The organism is Fortiea contorta PCC 7126, assembly GCF_000332295.1.
GTDB classification, from domain to species: domain Bacteria; phylum Cyanobacteriota; class Cyanobacteriia; order Cyanobacteriales; family Nostocaceae; genus Fortiea; species Fortiea contorta.
This window is the reverse complement of sequence record NZ_KB235930.1, coordinates 2482998-2504582: the sequence shown is the minus strand read 5'-3', so window position 1 is coordinate 2504582 and position 21585 is coordinate 2482998. Positions and strand designations below refer to the sequence as shown.

Below are 21585 nucleotides of genomic sequence, written 5' to 3'. Positions count from 1 at the left end.
GATGGATTGGATCTCACATCTTACACGAAAAGTGTCATGGTATAAATATTAGCCAATATTTGCCAAGAGTAACTCTCTTTTTTCTGACTTTTGTACTCTCACCTGACCATCGTCATCAACATCGACGATCGCTCTATCACCATTGCTAATCTTACCAGCCAGTAATGCTTCGGCAAGGGAGTCTTCCAACAGGCGCATAATCGCGCGACGTAATGGTCTAGCTCCGTAACTGGGGTCATAACCTTCTTGGACTACGCGCTCTTTGAAGCTCTCCGCAACTTCTAGAGTGATTCCCCTTTCTGTCAAGCGGCTAGCAACATCATTTAACATAATCTCGGCGATTTGCTTGACTTCATCCTTAGAAAGTTGAGTGAAGACAATAATATCATCAAGACGGTTGAGGAACTCTGGACGGAAGTAAGCTTTGAGTTCTTCATTCACCAAAGAGCGGATGCGGTTGTAACTAGCTTCAGCTTGGTTGTCAAATTCAAAGCCTAAACCACTACCTCCTTTTTCAATCACCTTAGAACCAATGTTAGAGGTCAAAATAATCAAGGTGTTCTTGAAGTCTACCTTGCGACCTTTAGCATCAGTAAGATGACCGTCATCTAACAGCTGCAACAGCATATTAAATACATCGGGGTGCGCTTTTTCGATTTCGTCGAATAGCAGCACTGTGTAGGGTTTGCGGCGTACAGCTTCTGTGAGTTGTCCCCCTTCGTCGTAGCCTACATAACCTGGTGGTGAACCAATCAGCTTGGATACGGTGTGGCTTTCCATGTATTCAGACATATCCAAGCGAATCATGGAATCTTCCGCACCGAAGAAGTAAGCGGCTAAGGCTTTGGCTAGTTCTGTTTTCCCAACACCTGTGGGACCGGAGAAAATGAAGCTAGCGATAGGACGATTGGGGTTCTTTAACCCGACTCTCGCTCTACGAATGGCGCGGGAGACAGCGGTAACTGCTTGTTCTTGACCGATAAGGCGTTGATGCAGGGTGTCTTCCAAATGCAACAGTAACTCTGATTCTGATTCGGTGAGCTTGTTGACGGGAACTCCTGTCCAAGAGGCGACGATTTGGGCGATGTCTTCCTCATCGACAACGGGAATATTGACATTTTGTGAGTCAGGGTGTAACTGGGCTGTGAGTTGCAATTCCTGGTCACGTAACTGGGTAGCTTTGTCAAAATCCTGGATTCTCACGGCGTCGTTTTTGGCTTTGATGACGGCGGCTAACTCGCGCTTGAGTTCTTTGTTGGCGGAAATTTGCGAGTTGCGTAAGCGGACGCGGGAACCAGCCTCATCAATTAAGTCTATGGCTTTATCTGGTAAAAAGCGATCGCTAATATAGCGGTCTGACAATTCAGCCGCAGCGACTACCGCAGCATCGGAAATCTGGACTTTGTGGTGCTGTTCATAAGCACCGCGCAAACCGTAGAGAATTTGTACTGTTTCAGCAACAGAGGGTTCTCCTACCAAAATCGGCTGGAAGCGCCGTTCCAAAGCTGCATCTCGTTCGATGTGTTGGCGGTACTCATCTAAAGTAGTCGCACCGATGCATTGAAGTTCGCCCCGCGCCAAAGCTGGCTTGAGGATATTCGCTGCATCCAAACCACCTTCTGTCCCACCAGCGCCAACCAGGGTATGAACTTCATCAATTACCAGGATGATGTTACCCACAGAGCGGATTTCATCCATGATTTTTTTCAGGCGTTCTTCAAAATCGCCCCGGAAGCGAGTTCCAGCCACCACCAAGCCCATATCGAGACTGATAACTTGCTTGTCTAGCAAAACTTCTGGCACATCTTGGTTAATAATACGCTGGGCAAGACCTTCGGCGATCGCTGTTTTCCCCACCCCTGGTTCACCAATCAACACGGGGTTATTCTTTGTGCGACGACCAAGAATTTGGATAGCGCGCTCAATTTCTTGCTGGCGACCAACCACCGGGTCAAGCCTGCCTTCTTGCGCCATTTTGGTTAAATTTCTGCCAAATTCTTCTAAACTAAGATTTTGGGTACGTCTTTGACCACCACCAGCGGTAACAGTTGTGTCTTCACCCAAACGGCGAATCACCGCACTGCGTAGGGTTCTGAGGTCAACTCCCAGATTCTGCAAAACTTTAGCGGCGACACCTTCACCAGCTTCGCTCAAGCCCAAAAGTATGTGTTCGGTGTTAATGTAGTTGTGCCCTAAGCTGTTGGCTTCTTTAAACGATTGCTCAAACAGGTTTTTGACCTTGGGGGTGAAAGGAATTTCTGGTGGTACAAAGCCAGAACCTCTACCAATAATTTTTTCTACTTCCCGACGCGCGTCTTTAAGAGTTACGCCCAATTCGGACAGCACCTTAGCAGCAACCCCAGTTCCTTCTCCCATCAAGCCCAGGAGAATTTGCTCGGTTCCTACAAAATTGTGTCCCAGGCGACGAGCCTCCTCCTGAGCGAGCATAATTACTTTAATTGCTTCGGAAGTAAAGTGTTCAAACATAGCGGGTTCCTGCTCCCTTGCTGCTTGGAATTGGAGTGAGAAACAATCTCACCCTTATCTAAAGTTTTTTGTATTTTCTATAAGGACAATGTATCTTTATTTAAAGTTGAATGGCAGTAGTGAGAGCCGTAAGCGTGAGGGTGTGGTTGCCGTCGTTAGCTGATAATGGGGAAATGGAGAGATTCTTCACTCTTAACTATTAACTCGTCCCCAATTTGATAAAAGGTATTAAAAATGACAGAATCATCCGGAAGTAAAGACCAACAACATCCCCTCTACAACCGCGATCGCCCCTTTATTGATATTCTACTAGCTCAAGAGGCGACGGACTATAATTTGGCAGAACTCGCCAGATTACGAATTCGCTATCAAGGCTTTCCCGGCGCCAGAGACATTCAAAAAGATTTAGATAAAGTCTTACAGCAGTGGAGTTTGAGCGAAGCCGAATTATTTGCAAAAACTCGTCAGTTACACGACGTGGGCGGAATTTATCAAAGTCGGGGAAAAAAAGAAGAACAAGATTGGAATTAGCTGCGGTGATTTGTCATTGGTAATTCCCTGCGGGAAATTGAAAAAATACTTGCTGCCATAGATTAGTTTCGCAGTTTTGTCATCCCGACGCTACAGCCAAAGTTGTATCGTCGGGACTAAAAGCTAAATTTATTACGTTGTACTGTCACCCGGCGCCACACACCCTGTATCTTAAATCTTTAATTACGAATTATTTCCTTAGCTACTAAAACCGTCACATCGTCTCGCTCTCGGTTAAAATCTCGGTATAATACACCTGCAATCAGGCTGGGGTGGTTTTGACTCAAACCTGGATAGCGATCAAGCCGCCATTTAGTGTCTAATCCGTCAGAATGCATAATTAAAAGTCTGTTAGCAACCCAGGGATAGGTAAACTCTTTAATTTTGCGAATTTCATGACCTACCGTGCCGTTATAAGATAGCAGACTTTGGTCTTCGGTAAAAGAGATCATGCTAGCAGCAATGTTACCGATACCAGCAAAGCGCAAGCATTCTTGTTCAAAATCGATTTCCGCAATGGCGAGGACTGCTCCGCGTGTACTTCGCAAGGCGGCGTGTGCGGCCTCGATAATCGCACCAGGAGAACGGTGATCATCTTCTTGAAAGATTTTCACGGCTGCTAACGCAGCACTCGCAGCTGCAGGCCCATGCCCTAAGCCATCGGCCACTAGCAACAGACTACGGTGATGGTCAACTTTATAAGCCCAGGCATCTCCAGAGACATTCTCCCCTATTTTGGGCAAACAGACTATCCCAATTTCTAAAGCATTTTCAGGTGGCTGGGGTATCGAGTTTGACCAGAAGTGAACGAGGAGTGCCGTCCCTTGGTTAGGAATGGAGTAGATTTCAAATAAATTAGAGAGGCGACGAATTGCACCCAGTCCATGACCTAAAGTTCCGGCTGTGGAAAAGCCATCTTGCAAACACTCATCCACATCAACCATTCCTCGTCCTTTATCTAGGGATAAAATCTCAATACCGACAACTGAATGATGCTGGATCGCTCTGAGCAATAACACGCCACCATGGCCGTGCTGGATCAAATTGCTGGCGATCTCTGTCACCACGATACCAACTTTACCCCTTTCAGTTTCTTGAAAACCAAGCCGAGTTGCAAGAGCGATCGCGACCCGTCGAGCTTCACCAGTCTGGCTGGATTCAGTAATTGCGATCGCAATAGATTCTTGCATTTTATTTCCATCTTACAATTGTTACTCGTGTTCCTTCTCCCACCACAGACTGAATCTCAAACTCGTTGGCAAGTCGTTTAGCACCGCCTAACCCCATACCTAACCCACCCCCTGTGGTGAACCCATCCTTCAGCGCCAGTTCAATATTAGGAATTCCCGGCCCTTGATCTTCAAAAGTGAGCCTGAGTCCTCGTCGTCGCCCTTCTTGAAGTGTTTCTAGCGTTGCTGTCCCGCCTCCCCCATAGTCTAGGGTATTGCGGGCTAACTCACTAGCTGCAGTGACAATTTTTGTTTGGTCTACTAAGCCAAAGCCAATTTCTACGGACAGCCGACGCACGGCTTGGCGAATGAAAACTACATCACCAGAAGATTGAATGTTGACTGTTTCAGTCTTCTGCATCGTTAGGAGCACGCCATTTATTGGCAGTGATTTGATTTGTGGTTTGATTGAGTGATGATCGCAATACTGCCATACCTTTTTTGATATTGAGAGCAGTACGAATACCCGTCAGCGATAGCCCCAATTCCACTAGGGTGATGGCCACAGCGGGCTGCATCCCTACGACGACTGTTTCTGCATCCAGCACCCGCGACATTTTGGCAATGTTACCTAAAATCCTACCAATGAAGGAATCAACAATTTCTAAAGCAGAAATATCTATCAGGACACCGTGAGCTTGAGTTTGAGTGATGCGGTTGGTGAGGTCATCTTGTAGTGTCATGGCGAGGCGATCGTGCATATCCACCTGGATTGTCACAAGCAGGAAATCGCCCATTTGTAGTATGGGAATACGCTCCATTGATTTCTCCTGTGTACCTATTTAGGTTGAGGACGGGTAATGCTTGCTCCCAACCGTTTTAGCGCCGTCAGAAAGGCGTCGGCTAATGTTGCCTTCGTGGTGACATCTGCCAAATCAATACCGAGATAAACGATTGTTTGGGCAATTTGCGGACGAATGCCACTAATGATACAATCAGCTCCCATGAGACGAGCAGCGGTGACGGTCTTGAGCAGATGTTGAGCTGTGAGGGTATCGACGGTGGGAACCCCAGTAATGTCAATGATGGCGAATTCTGACTCGGTTTCGACAATTTTCTGTAACAAAGACTCCATCACCATTTGAGTGCGGGCACTATCTAGGGTGCCGATAATCGGCAATGCCAAAATTCCCTCCCAGAGTTTAACCACTGGGGTAGAAAGCTCCATTAACTCTTCCTGCTGCCGTAAAATCACCTCTTCTCGTGTCTTTTGATACACTTCCATAGTCAGCAATCCCAGCTGATCTAATAAGGTAGTGGCTAACCAGATTTCTTCACCCAACTCAATCGGGTCTTGCAATTGCTGACGCAGGCGCTTAAAGAGGGGTTGCTTGAAGGAAAAGACAAATATAGCGGTTTCGGATGGTGTGAAGCCTTTTTGCGATCGCGATCGTGAAATACTCGTCAACATTTCCCGCACTTCTTTCCACGCCGCTACTTGAATATTGCTCAAGTTTCCCTGATCAACGGCGTTCTGAAACAGGCTGAGGAATTCTCGGCACTCTTCCTTTAACTCTGCTTCCTTAATTAAACCTCTGCGAATATTAATACTAGCTAATTCCTGAGTCCACTCGGACAGCAAATCTGCCTTGAAGGTTTTTAATATCTCTGATATCTTGCTTCCGCTCATTGTTCCTGTAAGGGCAACACCTTTCATGAATCCAAAGTTAGTGTACGACGATTCAGCCCAACGTAAAAGCTGAAGTTGGAAAGCAATGCTAATGCTTTGTGATCAAAAATTTGACCAGCGAATTTATGAAAGGAGTGATTGAGAAATTGAAGTTGCGATTATTATTAAAATATATTTAATTTTGTAAAAATTCTCGCACTAATCGCAGGTAAGTTGCTGGATCTTCTAACATGGGGAAATGTGCTGTATTGGGAATCATCACAAACTCGACTTTGCGACTCAAAGCTGCGGCTTGACGCCCCATCTCGGCTGGTATAATTTTGTCATACTCCCCCGCAACAAGCAGTGTTGGCACTGTCAGTTTGGCAAATTCCACAGGCATTAACTCCGCTTGCACCTTACTGACAGAGGTAAAAATTGTGCCTAAAGCAGCATCGTAATCTGCTTCCAGAAAATCTTGTAAAAAAGCTTGGCGTTCTGCATTTGGTATGGGACGGTGCAAAAATCTCGCCATGAACAGGCGATCCGCAAATGGTATCTTTCCTAACCAGCGCGGACGAAACTTAACTACATAGCCACCAAATTTATGAAAGTCGTTAAAGGCTTTTTCGTCATACTCAAAAATCCCACTGCAAGCCAAAATTCCTCGTTCTACCCGTTGGGGATAGCAGTTGAGGAACAAAGTAGCAATTGATGCACCCATTGAATGAGCATGAATATAAACGCGCTCTAATTGCAACTCATTTAATAATGCTACCAAGTCATCAGCGTATTCTGCTAATTCATAAGTTAGCACTGCCATCGCCGCCGATTCTGCTAGGGGCGATGAGGATTCAACAACAGATTCACTAGCCTGGGCGATGGTTGGCTGACCCCCAGAGCGCCCAAACCCCCGCATATCATAAAGCAAACAATCAAACTGGTCTGCTAAATTATCAGCGGTATTTTTCCAGTACCGAGCTGAACCAGCCCAACCATGAATAAAAACCATGACTGGCTTAATTGAGACGCCAGATGGTTTTTTTACCCACTCATAATAATGTTCAATACCACGAACTTTAATGAAAGACATTTGTCATTTTTCCTCTGTCCTTGGTTCTTCGTCATTAGCCATTTTTAGTTAATGACCAATGACTAATAACTAATGACTAATGACCATCAAGCTGATTCTGACTTAGGTAGGGAAGAGGGGTGTACGAGTAGTTCAGCTGTTGAACGCTTCTCAACCATCTCCCGTGTCACTGTACACCGAGTCACATCCTTACGGGATGGTAACTCGTACATGACTTCTAACATCAGTTCTTCCACAATACCTCGCAGTGCTCTCGCGCCAGTTTTGCGGCGGTAGGCTTCCTGGGCGATCGCTCGCAGAGCGTCTGGTTTAAAATCTAGCTGGACGTTATCCATCTTCAGCAGCTTCTGATATTGCTTCACCAAAGCGCTGCGCGGTTGGGTGAGAATCGCCATCAGCGCTTCTTCATCTAACGGATCTACCACAGCTACCATTGGTACGCGCCCGATAAATTCGGGAATCATGCCAAATTTTACCAAGTCATCAGGTTCTAGATAGCGGAGGGTGTCTGCTGCGCGCTTCTCTTTTGAGAGTCCCTCTCCCGGTTGGACGAAACCCATTGACTTTTTGCCAACTCTCTGATCTACGACTTTTTCTAAACCCACGAAAGCACCGCCGCAGACAAACAAGATATTGCTGGTATCAATCTGGATGCAATCTTGGTAGGGATGTTTACGCCCTCCTTGCGGTGGTACATTAGCGATTGTCCCCTCCAGCATTTTGAGCAAAGCTTGCTGCACGCCTTCACCAGAAACGTCCCGTGTAATTGAGGGATTTTCGCTCTTACGAGCGATTTTATCGATTTCGTCGATGTAGATAATCCCTCGCTGCGCTTCTTCGACATCTAAATCTGCCACTTGTAACAGTCGCAACAAGATATTTTCTACGTCTTCTCCCACATACCCAGCTTCTGTCAGTGTGGTGGCGTCTGCAACAGCAAAAGGTACATCCAAGATTTTGGCTAGAGTCTGTGCCAAGAGAGTTTTGCCGCAGCCAGTCGGGCCGATTAACAAAATGTTGGATTTTTGTAGTTCTACGACGTCATCTGCACCAGCTTTGCCATTGCCTTTAGACTGGAGTATTGCCAGCCGTTTGTAGTGATTGTAAACTGCGACTGACAAAACTTTCTTGGCTTCATCTTGACCAATCACGTGTTCGTCTAGATATTTCTTAATCTCCCTTGGTTTAGGGATTTGATTAAATGAGAGACTGGAAGAGCGTGTGCGGCGTTTTTGAGGTGGCTCCGACCGTGGTGCTTGTTGTGCTGATGCAGCGCCATTGGTGTCGAGCAATTCTTCATCCAGAATTTCATTACACAAGTCAACGCATTCATCGCAGATGTAGACTCCCGGCCCTGCGATTAGTTTACGCACCTGCTCTTGAGACTTGCCACAAAACGAACATTTTAAATGGGAGTCGTACTTAGACATACCAGCCTCTTATTTCAGAATGGTGACATTTTCCCCAGGGGTGGGAATATTTTGTCGAGAAATTACTTGATCGATCAACCCGTAATTTTTCGCCTCTTCTGCCGACATAAAAAAGTCGCGTTCGGTATCTGCTTCGATTCTTTCTAGCGGTTGACCAGTGTGTTGAGCCAGTAACTGATTCAATTTACCCTTAATGTAAAGGATTTCTCTGGCTTGAATTTCTATGTCAATTGCTTGACCTTGAGCACCACCTAGTGGTTGGTGAATCATAATTCGGGAGTCGGGTAGAGACATGCGTTTCCCCGCTGCTCCTGCTGTTAACAAGAATGCTCCCATGCTCGCGGCTAACCCAAAACAGATAGTAACGACATCGGGACGAATCTGCTGTATTGTATCATAGATTGCCATACCTGCGTAGACTGAGCCACCAGGGGAATTAATATACAGTTGAATATCCTTTTCGGAGTCTTCGGCATCTAGGAATAACAATTGGGCAACAATAGAGTTAGCAACGGTATCGTCTATTGGCGTTCCCAAAAAGATAATCCGCTCCCTGAGTAGGCGGGAGTAGATGTCGAATGCTCTTTCTCCCATGCCAGATTGTTCTACCACCATCGGCACGATGTTAGTCGGGCCATTGAGGTGGGAATTGATGTTTAGTTGACTCAAACTGCGGATTGGGTAATTTCCCGACTGCGATACAAGCATACAAAAACACTTAAGAGTAAGTAGGACAGTAACGAAAGCAGCAATGGCTTGGCGGTCACTTTCAGGATGTATACTGCTTTTTTCCAGGAAGGGGATTTTATTTAAGCTATGTGTTAACCATTATGCCTCATATAAATTCTTCTCGTGTAATTTAGTGTCAAGCTAGGATGATGCTCGTGTATTGTCGTTTGTTTCGCATTTTTCAACATCATCCTTGAGTCGGTACTGTGTGGTAATACCACTTTTGATTTTGGTTGGATTTTAGATTGTCGCAGTGGCGATTATTTTTTCAACCGGTATGGATGGTGAGAATTTAGCAGCTAAGAATGGAGCCGGAAAGACTCCACCTCCAATCAATAGCTACTTTCTTGGTGTGCGCTCACTCAAGATTTGTAGACTCGCTGGTGGCTGTGTCTTCACTTGGTTCTGCGGTTTCTGGAAGCTCTAAAGTCGTTGCTTCCTCTGCTGGCGTACTTAAAGAGCCTTCGGGTACTAGTTCAACGGTGGAATTAGCCAAGAGCCAATCGACTATTTTCTCTGTTGCTAGTTCGTTTTCGACGATGGAGCGCAGCCTTTCCACATCCACATCTTCATCAGGATACTGCTCCAACAATTCCGTAACTCTAGCTTGAACTTCTGCAGGCGTCACCTGAATGGATTCGCGCTTACTAATTTCTTTGAGACTTAGGGAGCGCTTGAGGCGTTCTTTGGCTTCATCGCGCGATCGCTCTCTTAATTGGGGGATAATATCTGGAGTAAACAACTTCCTCACATCCAATCCTTGCTGAGAGAGGCGAACTGCTGTTTGGGTCAGCATCGCATCGACTTCCTGCTCAATTAAGGTTGCTGGTAAGTCTACTTCTACGTGTTTGAGGAGTTCAGCTATTAAGGCTTCTTGCTGATTGGCTTTAGTTTTTTGCTCTGCTTCTTTTTGATATTTTTCTTCTAAAGAGGCGCGCAGTTCTGCTAAGGTGTCAAAGTCGCTGACTTCTTGGGCAAAATCATCGTTTAACTCTGGTAACTCTTTTTCTTTGAGTTCTTTGAGCGTGACTGTAAACACAGCTGCTTTGCCTGCTAGCTCTTCGTTAGCGTAGGGATCGGGGAATTGAGCGGAAATTTCTTTAGTTTCTCCTGGATTCATGCCTACTATGCCAGAAACAAATCCAGGAATAAACCGGTCTTCGTATAACTCGACTTGAAAATCAGTTGCTTCCCCACCGGGAATTGGTGTTGGCTCGGCGTTTTCGTCCTCATCGGCAGTCTTGGCTAGTACGCCTTTAAAATCAAGTACGGCCACGTTCCCAATTTCGGCTGGGCGTCCCTCCACAGGAATTAAGGTCGCCAGTTCTTGGCGTTCTTTCTCTAAAGCTTCATCAACGCGAGTTGCTTCGTATTTAACTTCCTCTGCTTGAGATTGCAAGTTTGTATACTGAGCTAAATCTATTTCTGGTTCTACATCCACAGATGCAGAAATCGTCAGCGGCTTCCCTGGTTCATAATTACCAATTAATTCTTCAAAGGAAGACCGTAATTGTGGTTGACCAATGGCCGGAATTGCTTCTTGTTTTACTGCTTGTTCAATCCCATCTTGAATGAGTTCTTCTAACGCTGCAGCTTTGATCCGCAACATCCCCAAGCGCTGTAGCAATACTTGCCGAGGTACTTTACCTTTGCGAAACCCAGGAATATTTGCAGTACTAGCTAAATTTTTAATTACCTGTTCGTAAGTTTGCTTGGTAGTCTCTGGTGTAATTTCAATTTCCAGCCCTATCTGGCTAGCGGGAAGTTTTTCCTGGGTGACTTTCATGCTTAGTTTCTATATTTTTTGGTATTTTTGACTCCGAGTGCACGCGAAACGCCGATGAGCACTTCCATTACTTGATGTTTCTTGGCTGAGAGCAACGGTGCTTGTCAGGTATGATTTTGCATCCTGATGGCGGATAGATGTCCTTCAGCAAAGATCCAGTGTACTGCTAATGGCAAAGGAGTTCACACTTTCACAGGATAAGTTTACTGATAACACCTCCAAAATTGCTCAACCGCGATGGCTACCCGATTTCTAAAAATCTGTTAAATCTGCCAATGTTGCCAGCTTTTGACTCATAGTTAGGCGTTCATCACTGTCGAGATCTTATTCAGAAGGCTAACAGCGTGATATTCTTAATCTTAACTGGTGATTTACAGCCATTCTGACTACCATTGCCTCTGGCTGACCGACTTCGCAGTTAATGTGGTCGTCGTTTTGGCGTTACTCCATTAGGATCATAGTACACTCGTTGCCAGACAACCCCCGCTTATATATGAATGTTTGCTTATCTGGTCAGCAGTAGTAGGATGCCTTTACATTGGCTAGATATATATTCTAAAATTTTAGCTAGATAGCCGATCGCCACAAGATAATATATACTTTGAAAATGATGTGAAGTTAAAGCAAAGTTTTGTTATAAGTAGCAACATTACTTAATCTCAATATATAGCTAAGAAAGATAGATGTAATAAATTAAATAAAAGTTGTTAAATTAAAAAAACATTATTTATGTCTGTTACCACCATTTAAATAAAGATAAAAGCAAACTGTAAACTGTTGAAATTAAAGTGCAAGTAACCTCTTAAAGGAGGAAATTAGGTTGTCTAAGTCCTATAGTGTAGGTATTTTGGGAGCAACTGGTGCTGTTGGTGTCGAGTTGCTGGATTTATTGGCTAGTAGAAATTTTCCGGTTTCTAGTCTGAAGTTATGGGCATCAGAGAAAAGTGTAGGACGGACGGTACAGTTTAAAGGGGAAACTTTAGCGATAGAATCAGTGAGCGATCGCGCCTTGGCAAACGTGGATTTGGTACTAGCCAGCGCTGGAGGCTCTACATCTAAAGCTTGGGCAACAAAAGCCGTAGAAAAAGGTGCAGTAGTCATCGATAACTCCAGTGCCTTCCGGATGCACCCAGAAGTACCCTTAGTAGTACCAGAAGTAAATCCCCAAGCTGCAGCTACTCATAAAGGTATTATTGCTAATCCCAATTGCACAACCATTTTGATGGCAGTGGCTGTATGGCCATTGCATCAAATCAGTCCAGTGCAAAGAATTGTCGCTGCAACTTACCAATCTGCTAGTGGTGCTGGAGCAAAAGCAATGGCAGAGGTAAAAACTCAAACCACTGCTATTCTACAAGGACAATCACCAGTAGCCCAAGTATTACCTTATCCACTGGCTTTTAATTTATTTCCGCACAATTCCCCATTAAATGATCTAGGGTACTGTGAGGAAGAAATGAAAATGGTTAATGAAACTCGGAAAATATTTGGCACGCAACACATGCGAATTACTGCCACTTGTGTGCGGGTTCCCGTACTCCGTGCCCACTCAGAAGCTATTAATATAGAATTCCAGACTCCTTTTAGCCCAGACGCAGCTAGAGAAATTTTGAGTTCCTCTCCTGGAGTCAAATTGGTAGAAGATTGGAAAGCAAATTATTTTCCGATGCCAATTGAAGCCACGGGTAGGGATGAAGTTTTAGTGGGAAGAATTCGCCAGGATATCTCTCATCCGTGCGGCTTAGAACTGTGGCTATGTGGTGATCAAATTCGCAAGGGTGCCGCACTAAATGCAGTACAAATTGCCGAATTATTAGTAGAAAAAAAGCTCCTCAAGCCTATAGATACATATGTTTCCAGGGAGAAAAATTAGAAAATTGGATTTCGAGAATTTAAAAATCCAAAAGTACAGAAATTTGAATGCAAATGTGCAAAACATGCTTGCAAGCAAGCGATAAATAGGTTATTAAAATAGAAAACCACCAAGACAAAAAACAAAAAGGGTAATTTTAGGAGTAATTTTAGGAGTGAAACAAGGGTGGCAGATTTTGGCAGAGTTTTAACCGCTATGATCACGCCGTTTAAACAAGACGGCAGCGTTAACTATGATGTAGCCGCAAAACTAGCAGCACATCTAGCTAACAACGGCACAGATACATTGGTGGTATGTGGTACAACAGGAGAATCCCCTACCTTGAACTGGGAAGAGGAATACCAGTTGTTTGTAGAAGTGTTGCAATCTGTCGCGGGTAAAGCCAAAGTGATAGCGGGATGCGGTTCCAATTCCACAAAAGAAGCGATCGCCGCCACCCAAAAGGCAGCTAAAATAGGAATACATGGTTCTTTACAAGTTGTCCCTTATTACAACAAACCACCACAAGCAGGACTACAAGCCCACTTTCAGGCAATAGCACAATCCTGTCCCGATCTACCGTTATTGTTATATAACGTCCCTGGTCGTACCGGTCAAAATCTTAACTCGGAAACAGTAGCCCGATTAGCGGAAATTGACAATATTGTGGGGATAAAGGAAGCCAGCGGTAATTTAGACCAAGCAAGTGAAATCCGGCGCTTGACACCCAAAGAATTTCAGATTTATTCTGGGGACGATTCTTTGACTTTACCCTTGTTAGCAATCGGGGCGAAAGGCGTGATCAGCGTAGCTTCACATCTGGTAGGAAACCAACTACAGCAGATGATCCAAGCTTTTAGTACCGGTAACGTTCAAGTGGCCAGTGAAATTCATCTCCAACTTTTTCCTTTGTTTAAAGCTTTATTTATAACTACGAATCCCATTCCAGTTAAAAAAGCACTAAAACTTCAAGGTTGGGAAGTTGGTTCAACTCGTGCGCCACTATGCGAAGCTGACTCAGAACTTAGTCGCAAATTACAGATAGTTATGCAAGAACTGAGTATAGTTTAGATACCAACTTGTTGAGCCTTTTAAGTCAATAGTTGCTAAAAATACATATAAACAATGAGCATAATTGTTGCCAAGTTGCATTTTAAATTTTTGTGTTACGACTGAAAAAAATAATAGAAAAGTATTCAGCAAAAAAACCATTTTATTAAACAAAAAATTGCTCGACTTATTAAAATTTGGCAACTTTCAGATTGACTTCAATACAAAAACTCCAACCTCTAACTTAAATTAACCACAAACAACAATCTCAGGAGAAAATGGCTAAAAACGAAGCTAACTCCGCCCTAAAAATTATTCCTTTGGGCGGCCTACATGAAATTGGTAAAAATACCTGTGTTTTCGAGTATGAAGACGAAATTGTTTTATTAGACGCAGGACTGGCCTTTCCTACAGAGGCAATGCATGGTGTAAATATTGTCCTACCAGATACTACATATCTACGGGAAAATCGCCATAAAATTAAAGGCATGATTGTTACCCACGGTCATGAAGATCATATTGGCGGGATTGCTTTTCATCTCAAACAATTTGAAATCCCCGTAATTTATGGGCCAAGGCTAGCAATGGCCATGCTAGAAGGGAAATTGGAAGAAGCAGGAGTACGCGATCGCACAGAGTTAAAATCAGTCTTACCACGGGATATGGTGAGAATTGGGAAAAACTTCTTAGTAGAATATATTCGCAACACTCATTCAATTGCTGATAGCTTCACCGTTGCTATCCACACACCTTTAGGTGTAGTAATCCACACCGGAGACTTTAAAATCGACCATACGCCAGTAGATGGCGAAAAATTCGACCTGCAACGCCTAGCAGAACATGGTGAGAAAGGCGTACTTTGTTTGCTAAGTGATTCTACTAACTCTGAAGTGCCAGGATTTACACCTTCAGAACGCTCTGTGTATCCTAATCTTGACCGAGTATTTTCTCAAGCTACAGGAAGACTATTTGTCACCACCTTCGCCTCCAGCGTGCATCGCATCAATATGATTTTGGATTTGGCGAAGAAACATAACCGCGTAGTCACGGTTGTCGGGCGTTCCATGCTCAATTTAATCGCTCATGCGCGGAATCTAGGATATATCAAATGTGAAGATAATCTACTGCAGCCGTTGCATACAATTCGCAATATGGCTGATGAAAAAGTATTGATTCTCACCACTGGTTCTCAAGGTGAATCAATGTCAGCCATGACCCGCATTGCCAACAAAGAGCATCCCCACATTAGAATTCGCACAGGAGATACGGTAGTCTTCTCCGCTAACCCAATTCCGGGAAATACCATCGCCGTCGTCAACATCATCGATAAATTGATGATTCAGGGTGCGAATGTAGTCTACGGTAGGGAGAAAGGTATCCACGTTTCTGGTCATGGCTGTCAAGAAGACCAAAAGCTGATGTTAGCTTTAACTAAACCAAAGTTCTTTGTGCCATTCCACGGTGAACATCGGATGCTGGTGAAGCACGCACAAACAGCTCAAAGTACAGGCATTCCAGCAGAAAACATGGTAATTCTTCAGAATGGTGATGTCATAGAATTAACAGAAGAATCTATCCGAGTTGCTGGCAAAGTCCCATCTGGTATTGAACTTGTGGACACTACTAGTTCGGGAATGGTTAGTGCTAAAGTTTTGCAAGAACGGCAGCGGATGGCATCAGAAGGAATTGTGACCATCGCCGCCGCTATTGATTGGCATGGCAAACTATTGGCTAAACCCGAAATTCACCTGCGTGGTGTAGTAACAAGTATAGAGCGATCGCTGTTACAAAAATGGGTACAACAACGTATTGAAGAAATCCTCGGCGTTAGGTGGTCAGAATTCACCCAGCCCAGCGAAGGTGAGCACTTAGAGATAGACTGGGGTGGATTGCAAGGGACTTTAGAACGAGAATTACAGCGCTCTATTCGTCGAGAATTACAATGTCAACCAACGGTGACATTATTAATGCAAATTCCTGATGAACCGCCGATGAAAGTGGCTGATGGGAGAAGACGCAGGACTCGGACAGCAGCGCAGGTCGCATCTTAAGAATTAGCTCGCGCCAAAACGCAAAGATGAGCCAGTGCGTTGGACGGCTCCGCCGACTTGAAGCAACTGGCGTCACAAACAAGAGTTTTGTGTCTTTGCGTTTTGGCATAGGATTCTGTTTAAGATATGTCTCACAGCATAATTTCCATCAACATCTCTTTACCGACTCCAGAAAATTGGGTAAGCCTGTTAGTTTGCTTTGGCAAAGTTCTTCTCGAAAAGAATTATAGCGTTTGTCGTTTTATGATGGTACGTTTCGTTGAGGTTAGAGGCTAGCTGAGGTATATCATCAGTAATTAGGAACTGTAATCAGAAAATTAACAAAAAAATTAATCAGAAAAATGATATCTGGTAATGCGCTTCACTGTTGGTAAATCCAGTCTCAATTCCTGAGTGATTTCTGTTTCGATAGCAGCAATATCTGTGGTGCGTAGTTCGAGTTCCAATTTTTTAATGGCTGAGTCTGCTGTTTTAATACTAACTTTGGTAAATCCTGCTTGTTGTTTAATGTCGGCTTTGATGGCTAAGATGGACGCGGATAACTGAACTCTCACTTGGTTATTTGCTTCTAAATAAGATTGAGTATCAGATTTATAGCTCAACATCTGATTAGCAATACCCTTACCGCCAAACCAAATACTCATCCCGATTAGGGGTAATGGTATGCGCCTGTGTTTAAGCAATTGTTTGAGACAGGAATAGGCGTAATTGCGATCGCTATGCTCAGTTGGATCCTGATTTGGATGACACGACAAGCAAGATTTCTGAAAGCGGAAATCACCGACTCGATTAAAAACGCTTTGGGTGAAGATAATCGCGCAGATTGGGGGATTTTTAGCTTAATTTTTATTGCTGTATTTTGGGAAGGCTTGGAAACAGCTTTATTTATTGTCGCTAAATTTCAAGAAGGTTGGACACCAGTATTAGGAGCAATAGCAGGATTAGGCGTAGCGGTTATCATAGGAATGCTGCTATTTAAATGGAGCATCCGCATCAATTTGAATCAATTTTTTCAAGTGATGGGTGTGTTTTTGCTGCTGATTGTTTCTGGATTGGTAATTTCGGTTTTGCGACATCTTGACGCTGCGGCGATCGCTTTTAGTCACATATCATCATCTACTGATCTTTGCGGAATAGGCAAAAATTCTTGTATTTTAAGACCGCAAATTTGGGATTTTTCAGCTAGTTTAGCTGACCGACAGTTTCTGGGAATTTTGTTGAAAACTATCTTTGGCTATACCCAAAAGCTTTATCTAATTCAGGCTGTAGGATATCTGCTCTTTTGGACAATAGTTGGTAGTCTTTACTTCCGCAGTCTTAGTCAATCTACACAATTAAAGCCCGCGAATAAATTCAATTAAATTAGGGCATAGTCATCTTGATTAATTCAGAAAACTTATTATTTGTCTGACATGATTCAGCCATAAAAAAAAGGCAAGCGCTAACTTGCCCGGCATTTATATAATCTCACCTTCTAGTATGCAAAGAAATCTGATTTTTTTCAACAGCAAACTGTTGATGATTTTTTTATGTCGATAGCGATCGCTGTACCTGTATCAGCCGCTGAACCAGAATCATCGGAAACTAAGAATGAATTGAGAGACACCAATTCAACAACCAGCAAAATTCAGACACAGATTCCTCAAATCAGCGAAATCCAATTTCCTCAAACCAGCGCTAAGTCTGGTTTTGTGGCTTGCTGCTACTAGTATTAAGTATTACTGGGTTAATGCTCTGGAATGGCTGGAAAAAATTGTCAGTCGGTTTTAAAATTCGTTGGAAAGCACCTTGGCGAATTCTTCACTATGACTTACACAAAGTCGGTGGAATGCTATCCGTCATATTTTTAGTATTGATTGCAACTAGTAGTAGTTTCATGGTGTTTGATAAACCTATTAAAGATTTAGCGTATTTGATCGCAGGAAAAGAAAAAATTACCAATCCAATTTTTCATTTACCAACTAATAGCCAAATCTTAAATCTAGACCAAATTTTTCAAATAGCTAATACCTAATTTATGCAGATTAGCGTCTCACAGGATTGATTTTATTAACTTTACCTTTAATGATTTTTTTGACGCAGTTTTTTGGTTCAAAAATGCGCGGAGCTTATAAAGAAGTACAACAACAAAGCGAGGAAATTAATAATCATCTCCAAGAAACTTTAACTAATATTAAATTAATTAAAGCTTGTGCTAATGAGGGTTATAAAATAGATCGATTTTCTGAACATAACCACCAAAATATGCAGGCGAATATTCATGCTGTGCGCTTGTCGTCTGGTTTTGCACCAGTGATTGATTTTATGAATCGTCTCAGTTTTATCACTGTTCTCGCTTATGGTTCCTGGGAAGTGATGGAGAGTCGAATAACAGTAGACGATTTAACGGCTTTTTTGGCTTATTTAAACCATATTCATCAACCAGCCAAAAGATTTAGTAAGGTGATGCATGTCATCCAAAAAGGAGCAACAGCCTGAGAACGGATTTTTGAAATTTTAGATACTCAACCGGAAGTTAAAGAAAAACCAGATGCGATCGCTAATAAATAAGGTATGGGATTTAAACCCAAAGCTGCAGTCAAACTCAAAGTTAGCGGTGTAAACACCAACGCCAAGGTGTCATTGAGAAAAAATGCCGAGAGAATACCACTACCAAAGGTTAAGACAATCAATAAACCCCATGGACTGCGGGTAAGACTCAGCAGCACCGATAACGCTTGGCGAAAAAAACCCGCATAAGTTAGGTTGGCGTTCACTACCATCATGCTCAAAAGAAATATGATGGTATTGGCATTGATCGCTTGCCAAGCTACTTGTAAATTTAAAGCGCCCAAAGCAATTAAAAAAGCCGACCCTACTAACGCTATAGTGGCGCGGTTCATCCTCAAACCGGGAACATAGCCCAACGCCAAGCCCAGATAAGTTAGCCCTAACACCCCATAAATGGCAAATTGGCGAACAATCACTTTGTTTACTCAGCCGCTGGTAAAGGCATTACCATTATAGATATTTATACTTAGGAAAACTACTTGCGGCTATCTTCTATATTAATTTTTGTAAATGTTATCCGCAAACCTACCAGAAGGTAGATGCCTTCATTAAAATTTAATATGTGTCAAGTTATAAACAAGATCGGATTACTACACTTCCGCTTCCGGGAAAATTGCGTTTAACTTGACGTAGTAATCAAAGGGTTCTGGCTTCAGTGATTACGGATAATATTCAGATCGCATCGCAGTCAGGACAAGATTTTTCCGGGGAGAACAATTCCTACTCTGTATATGTTCATCGGAAAGGTGAATACCCTCAATAAAATAGAGGATTAATCATGAAGGTATTTCATAATACCACAAAAAAAATTTTTCTTGCAAGCTGGGTGACAATCAGCCAGACAGAAGCTAGTCATACCCATGTAGCCCAGCTGCAAGCTCCAACTGCCAAAGTTTTCTTTAGCATTCTTTCACCCCTGCGACGACAGATAGACAAAATTCAAGTGCGCGATCGCCAGCTAGCGCATCGTCTGTGCCAAATGATACCTTCCCAGTGCCCCTTCGAGCGCGATCTGAAGTTATTCGGCAAACTTTTGTTTCACATTCCGCCAATGTGCAAACTCAACCCTTTGTATGAAGAATTAATTAGTTTACGTTTTCGAGCAATGTGCTATCTAGCTGATGAGTGTGGAGAGGACATTTCCCAGTACTGCTAATACACACTGCTAAATTTATAATCAAAAGTCCAGAGTTAAAGCTAACCGCCATTGATTCTGGACTTTTTAAGTATGTAGACGCGGAGCGGCTTGCCGCTCTTCCTAGGATGAAGGGTGAAGTATGAGGAATGAAGGATGAAATTGTACCAATTGTCCAAAATTTAGTAACAGATCCAAAGTCTCGAATCTTTGTAAAATCGGGTTTTTTGAATTTTGGATTGGTATGATCTCATCCATCAAGCAAAATCTTGAGCCAGTGCGTTGAAAAGACAGCACCCTAGTATTAAGGTAGTGGTGGGAATTTACTTTTTACCAATTAGCTGAGCTTGTGTTTGTGAATGCAACAACAAACCATATTCCAAACCTTCAACTACCGCTTGATAAGAAGCCTCCAAAATATTAGTAGAAACGCCGATTGTCGTCCAGCGTTGCTGACCGTTTCCTGACTCTACTAGCACGCGGGTTTTAGCTGCAGTACCTGTATGTCCGTTGAGAATTCGCACTTTGTAATCTGTCAATTCAAAGGTCGCAATGTGGGGATAGAAATTTACCAAAGCCTTGCGTAAAGCGGCATCTAAAGCAGCTACCGGGCCATTGCCTTCTGCGGCTTCTAGAATATTTTTACCACTGACAGCCACTTTAATTGTAGCTAAAGCACTGGTAGTTTCTTTGCCTTCAATCAAGTCACAATGTACTTGAAAACCTTTGACCTCAAAAAACTGTTGGCGATCGCCCAAAACATCATACATTAATAAAGCGAAACTCGCCTCTGCTGCCTCGAATTGATAGCCTTGACTTTCCAAGTCTTTCATTCTTTGCAGTAGTTGTCGGGCTGCTGATTTTTGCTGCTCTAATTCCATACCAAAAGTCCGCGCTTTTGCTAACACATTACTGAGTCCAGACTGTTCGGAAATGACGATGCGGCGACGGTTCCCGACTTGTTCCGGTTGAATGTGTTCATAAGTTAAAGGGTTGCGCTCCACCGCCGATACATGGATACCTCCTTTGTGAGCAAAAGCCGAGCGCCCAACAAAAGGTGCGTGTTCATCGGGAGCAAGATTGACTACTTCGCTGACAAAGCGACTAGCTTCAGCTAACTGCGTCAGCTGGTCTTCGGCGATACAGCTATGACCAAGCTTCAGTTGTAAATTGGGAATTAAGGAACAGAGGTTAGCGTTACCACAACGCTCGCCATAACCGTTGATTGTACCTTGTACCATCGTCGCCCCCGCCATCACCGCCGCTAAGGCGTTAGCAACCGCCATATCTGAGTCATTATGGGTGTGAATGCCGATTTGGGGAGTCAATTGTGCTGATGCTTGAGTCATCGATTGTTGACAAATAACCGATGACAAATGGCTATTGACAGATTGAACAATTTGAGTAATTTCATGGGGTAAAGTACCACCATTAGTGTCACACAGCACCAGCCATTCAGCACCAGCGGCGATCGCGGTTGTTAATGTCAGCAAAGCATAATCTTGATTGTGCTTATAACCATCAAACCAATGCTCTGCATCATAGATAATCCGTCGCCCCTGAGCACGCAAATAGGCGATTGTATCCTCAATCATCGCCAAATTTTCAGCCAAACTCGTCTTCAAACCCGTCGTGACATGTAAATCCCAAGACTTACCAAAAACTGTCACCCACCGCGTGCCTGCAGCCAGAATCGCTTGTAACATCGGTTCATCTGCGGCTTTAGTGTCAGGGCGTCGAGTTGAGCAAAAAGCAACTATTTCTGCTTGTTTGAGCGGATCTTCTTGTAATTGCCAGAAAAATTGTACATCCTTGGGATTGGCACCAGGCCAACCGCCTTCAATAAAAGGAATCCCCAACTGGTCGAGTCTGTGAGCAATGCGTAGCTTATCTTCTATAGATACTGATAGCCCTTCTCGCTGTGTACCATCCCGGAGCGTGGTGTCATACAGCCAAAGTTGGGGTGAGGGATTTTTGGTCATGAGACTAAGACCTTCGAGACAACTTTTATGGCAATGTGCCAATATACAACAAAAAGCCAGTTTGGTAATCT

The 21585-nt window shown here is 43.6% G+C and carries 19 protein-coding genes and 2 pseudogenes; 9 read left to right on the top strand and 12 right to left on the bottom strand.

All coding sequences use genetic code 11. The annotated features are described in order from the left end of the window. Positions 1 to 48: 48 nt before the first annotated feature. A complete protein-coding gene (locus MIC7126_RS0111515) occupies positions 49 to 2487 on the bottom strand; it encodes an ATP-dependent Clp protease ATP-binding subunit (RefSeq protein ID WP_017653296.1) in 2439 nt (812 codons plus the stop codon). Between the two features lie 234 nt (positions 2488 to 2721). Here MIC7126_RS0111515 and MIC7126_RS0111510 point away from each other — a divergent pair, with 234 nt between their 5' ends. Further along, positions 2722 to 3018, top strand: coding sequence for a DUF3288 family protein (locus MIC7126_RS0111510; RefSeq protein ID WP_017653295.1), 297 nt, complete (start codon positions 2722 to 2724; stop codon positions 3016 to 3018). A gap of 179 nt (positions 3019 to 3197) precedes the next feature. Here the strand turns inward: MIC7126_RS0111510 and MIC7126_RS0111505 are convergent, their stop codons facing one another. From MIC7126_RS0111505 to tig, 8 genes and pseudogenes are all read right to left on the bottom strand, one after another. Then, a complete protein-coding gene (locus tag MIC7126_RS0111505; RefSeq protein ID WP_017653294.1) occupies positions 3198 to 4208 on the bottom strand; it encodes an ATP-binding SpoIIE family protein phosphatase in 1011 nt (336 codons plus the stop codon). Position 4209: 1 nt separating this feature from the next. Beyond that, positions 4210 to 4608: an anti-sigma regulatory factor gene (locus MIC7126_RS0111500; RefSeq protein WP_017653293.1), complete on the bottom strand. Its 399-nt coding sequence runs from the start codon at positions 4606 to 4608 to the stop codon at positions 4210 to 4212. After that, positions 4595 to 5008 (bottom strand): STAS domain-containing protein, encoded by a 414-nt coding sequence (locus MIC7126_RS0111495; RefSeq protein WP_017653292.1) that lies wholly within the window; start codon positions 5006 to 5008, stop codon positions 4595 to 4597. Before MIC7126_RS0111495 ends, MIC7126_RS0111500 begins: the two co-directional genes overlap by 14 nt. An 86-nt stretch (positions 5009 to 5094) precedes the next feature. After that, a pseudogene (locus MIC7126_RS0111490) lies at positions 5095 to 5877 on the bottom strand (STAS domain-containing protein); the annotation flags it as partial. Between the two features lie 175 nt (positions 5878 to 6052). Then, positions 6053 to 6949 (bottom strand): alpha/beta fold hydrolase, encoded by an 897-nt coding sequence (locus MIC7126_RS0111485; RefSeq protein ID WP_017653290.1) that lies wholly within the window; start codon positions 6947 to 6949, stop codon positions 6053 to 6055. 86 nt (positions 6950 to 7035) lie between these two features. Continuing rightward, positions 7036 to 8379: an ATP-dependent protease ATP-binding subunit ClpX gene (clpX, locus tag MIC7126_RS0111480; protein WP_026100189.1), complete on the bottom strand. Its 1344-nt coding sequence runs from the start codon at positions 8377 to 8379 to the stop codon at positions 7036 to 7038. Between the two features lie 9 nt (positions 8380 to 8388). Then, a complete protein-coding gene (gene clpP, locus MIC7126_RS0111475; RefSeq protein WP_026100188.1) occupies positions 8389 to 9087 on the bottom strand; it encodes an ATP-dependent Clp endopeptidase proteolytic subunit ClpP in 699 nt (232 codons plus the stop codon). A gap of 379 nt (positions 9088 to 9466) precedes the next feature. After that, positions 9467 to 10894 (bottom strand): trigger factor, encoded by a 1428-nt coding sequence (gene tig / locus MIC7126_RS0111470; RefSeq protein ID WP_017653287.1) that lies wholly within the window; start codon positions 10892 to 10894, stop codon positions 9467 to 9469. An 820-nt stretch (positions 10895 to 11714) separates the two neighbouring features. On the opposite strand from tig, the gene MIC7126_RS0111465 reads away from it, so the two are divergent. The 3 genes from MIC7126_RS0111465 (at position 11715) to MIC7126_RS0111455 (ending at position 15847) form a co-directional block, all read left to right on the top strand. After that, positions 11715 to 12767, top strand: coding sequence for an aspartate-semialdehyde dehydrogenase (locus MIC7126_RS0111465; protein WP_017653286.1), 1053 nt, complete (start codon positions 11715 to 11717; stop codon positions 12765 to 12767). Positions 12768 to 12932: 165 nt separating this feature from the next. Further along, entirely contained in the window at positions 12933 to 13817 is an 885-nt protein-coding gene (gene dapA, locus MIC7126_RS0111460; RefSeq protein ID WP_017653285.1) for a 4-hydroxy-tetrahydrodipicolinate synthase, read from the top strand. 257 nt (positions 13818 to 14074) lie between these two features. Further along, positions 14075 to 15847, top strand: coding sequence for a ribonuclease J (locus MIC7126_RS0111455; protein ID WP_017653284.1), 1773 nt, complete (start codon positions 14075 to 14077; stop codon positions 15845 to 15847). Between the two features lie 329 nt (positions 15848 to 16176). Here the strand turns inward: MIC7126_RS0111455 and MIC7126_RS0111450 are convergent, their stop codons facing one another. Then, a complete protein-coding gene (locus MIC7126_RS0111450) occupies positions 16177 to 16491 on the bottom strand; it encodes a hypothetical protein (protein WP_017653283.1) in 315 nt (104 codons plus the stop codon). Between the two features lie 27 nt (positions 16492 to 16518). Between MIC7126_RS0111450 and MIC7126_RS27480 the strand changes: the two genes are divergently transcribed. The 4 genes from MIC7126_RS27480 (at position 16519) to MIC7126_RS0111425 (ending at position 18325) form a co-directional block, all read left to right on the top strand. Continuing rightward, positions 16519 to 17208, top strand: coding sequence for an FTR1 family iron permease (locus MIC7126_RS27480; protein WP_017653282.1), 690 nt, complete (start codon positions 16519 to 16521; stop codon positions 17206 to 17208). Between the two features lie 168 nt (positions 17209 to 17376). Continuing rightward, on the top strand, positions 17377 to 17556 hold the full coding sequence (locus tag MIC7126_RS0111435; protein WP_017653281.1) for a hypothetical protein: 180 nt from the start codon (positions 17377 to 17379) through the stop codon (positions 17554 to 17556). Next, complete coding sequence (locus MIC7126_RS0111430) at positions 17544 to 17861, top strand: PepSY-associated TM helix domain-containing protein (RefSeq protein ID WP_154655880.1); 318 nt, start codon at positions 17544 to 17546, stop codon at positions 17859 to 17861. The genes MIC7126_RS0111435 and MIC7126_RS0111430 overlap by 13 nt, the downstream gene beginning before the upstream one ends. Positions 17862 to 17887: 26 nt before the next feature. After that, on the top strand, positions 17888 to 18325 hold the full coding sequence (locus tag MIC7126_RS0111425) for an ABC transporter ATP-binding protein (protein WP_017653279.1): 438 nt from the start codon (positions 17888 to 17890) through the stop codon (positions 18323 to 18325). Positions 18326 to 18357: 32 nt separating this feature from the next. Here MIC7126_RS0111425 and MIC7126_RS27475 read toward each other — a convergent pair. Continuing rightward, a pseudogene (locus tag MIC7126_RS27475) lies at positions 18358 to 18813 on the bottom strand (SLC13 family permease); the annotation flags it as partial. Positions 18814 to 19175: 362 nt separating this feature from the next. Here MIC7126_RS27475 and MIC7126_RS0111415 point away from each other — a divergent pair. Beyond that, positions 19176 to 19553, top strand: coding sequence for a Mo-dependent nitrogenase C-terminal domain-containing protein (locus MIC7126_RS0111415; RefSeq protein ID WP_017653277.1), 378 nt, complete (start codon positions 19176 to 19178; stop codon positions 19551 to 19553). A 302-nt stretch (positions 19554 to 19855) separates the two neighbouring features. Here MIC7126_RS0111415 and cimA read toward each other — a convergent pair whose 3' ends face one another. After that, complete coding sequence (cimA, locus tag MIC7126_RS0111405; RefSeq protein ID WP_017653275.1) at positions 19856 to 21514, bottom strand: citramalate synthase; 1659 nt, start codon at positions 21512 to 21514, stop codon at positions 19856 to 19858. Positions 21515 to 21585: the final 71 nt, after the last annotated feature.

Excerpts from the sequence above, each read along its gene's own strand:
- MIC7126_RS0111515 (WP_017653296.1), bottom strand. The coding sequence starts at position 2,487 with ATGTTTGAACACTTTACTTCCGAAGCAATTAAAGTAATTATGCTCGCT.
- MIC7126_RS0111510 (WP_017653295.1), top strand. The coding sequence starts at position 2,722 with ATGACAGAATCATCCGGAAGTAAAGACCAACAACATCCCCTCTACAAC.
- MIC7126_RS0111505 (WP_017653294.1), bottom strand. The coding sequence starts at position 4,208 with ATGCAAGAATCTATTGCGATCGCAATTACTGAATCCAGCCAGACTGGT.
- MIC7126_RS0111500 (WP_017653293.1), bottom strand. The coding sequence starts at position 4,608 with ATGCAGAAGACTGAAACAGTCAACATTCAATCTTCTGGTGATGTAGTT.
- MIC7126_RS0111495 (WP_017653292.1), bottom strand. The coding sequence starts at position 5,008 with ATGGAGCGTATTCCCATACTACAAATGGGCGATTTCCTGCTTGTGACA.
- MIC7126_RS0111485 (WP_017653290.1), bottom strand. The coding sequence starts at position 6,949 with ATGTCTTTCATTAAAGTTCGTGGTATTGAACATTATTATGAGTGGGTA.
- clpX (WP_026100189.1), bottom strand. The coding sequence starts at position 8,379 with ATGTCTAAGTACGACTCCCATTTAAAATGTTCGTTTTGTGGCAAGTCT.
- clpP (WP_026100188.1), bottom strand. The coding sequence starts at position 9,087 with ATGCTTGTATCGCAGTCGGGAAATTACCCAATCCGCAGTTTGAGTCAA.
- tig (WP_017653287.1), bottom strand. The coding sequence starts at position 10,894 with ATGAAAGTCACCCAGGAAAAACTTCCCGCTAGCCAGATAGGGCTGGAA.
- MIC7126_RS0111455 (WP_017653284.1), top strand. The coding sequence starts at position 14,075 with ATGGCTAAAAACGAAGCTAACTCCGCCCTAAAAATTATTCCTTTGGGC.
- MIC7126_RS0111450 (WP_017653283.1), bottom strand. The coding sequence starts at position 16,491 with ATGAGTATTTGGTTTGGCGGTAAGGGTATTGCTAATCAGATGTTGAGC.
- MIC7126_RS0111435 (WP_017653281.1), top strand. The coding sequence starts at position 17,377 with ATGTCGATAGCGATCGCTGTACCTGTATCAGCCGCTGAACCAGAATCA.
- MIC7126_RS0111415 (WP_017653277.1), top strand. The coding sequence starts at position 19,176 with ATGAAGGTATTTCATAATACCACAAAAAAAATTTTTCTTGCAAGCTGG.
- cimA (WP_017653275.1), bottom strand. The coding sequence starts at position 21,514 with ATGACCAAAAATCCCTCACCCCAACTTTGGCTGTATGACACCACGCTC.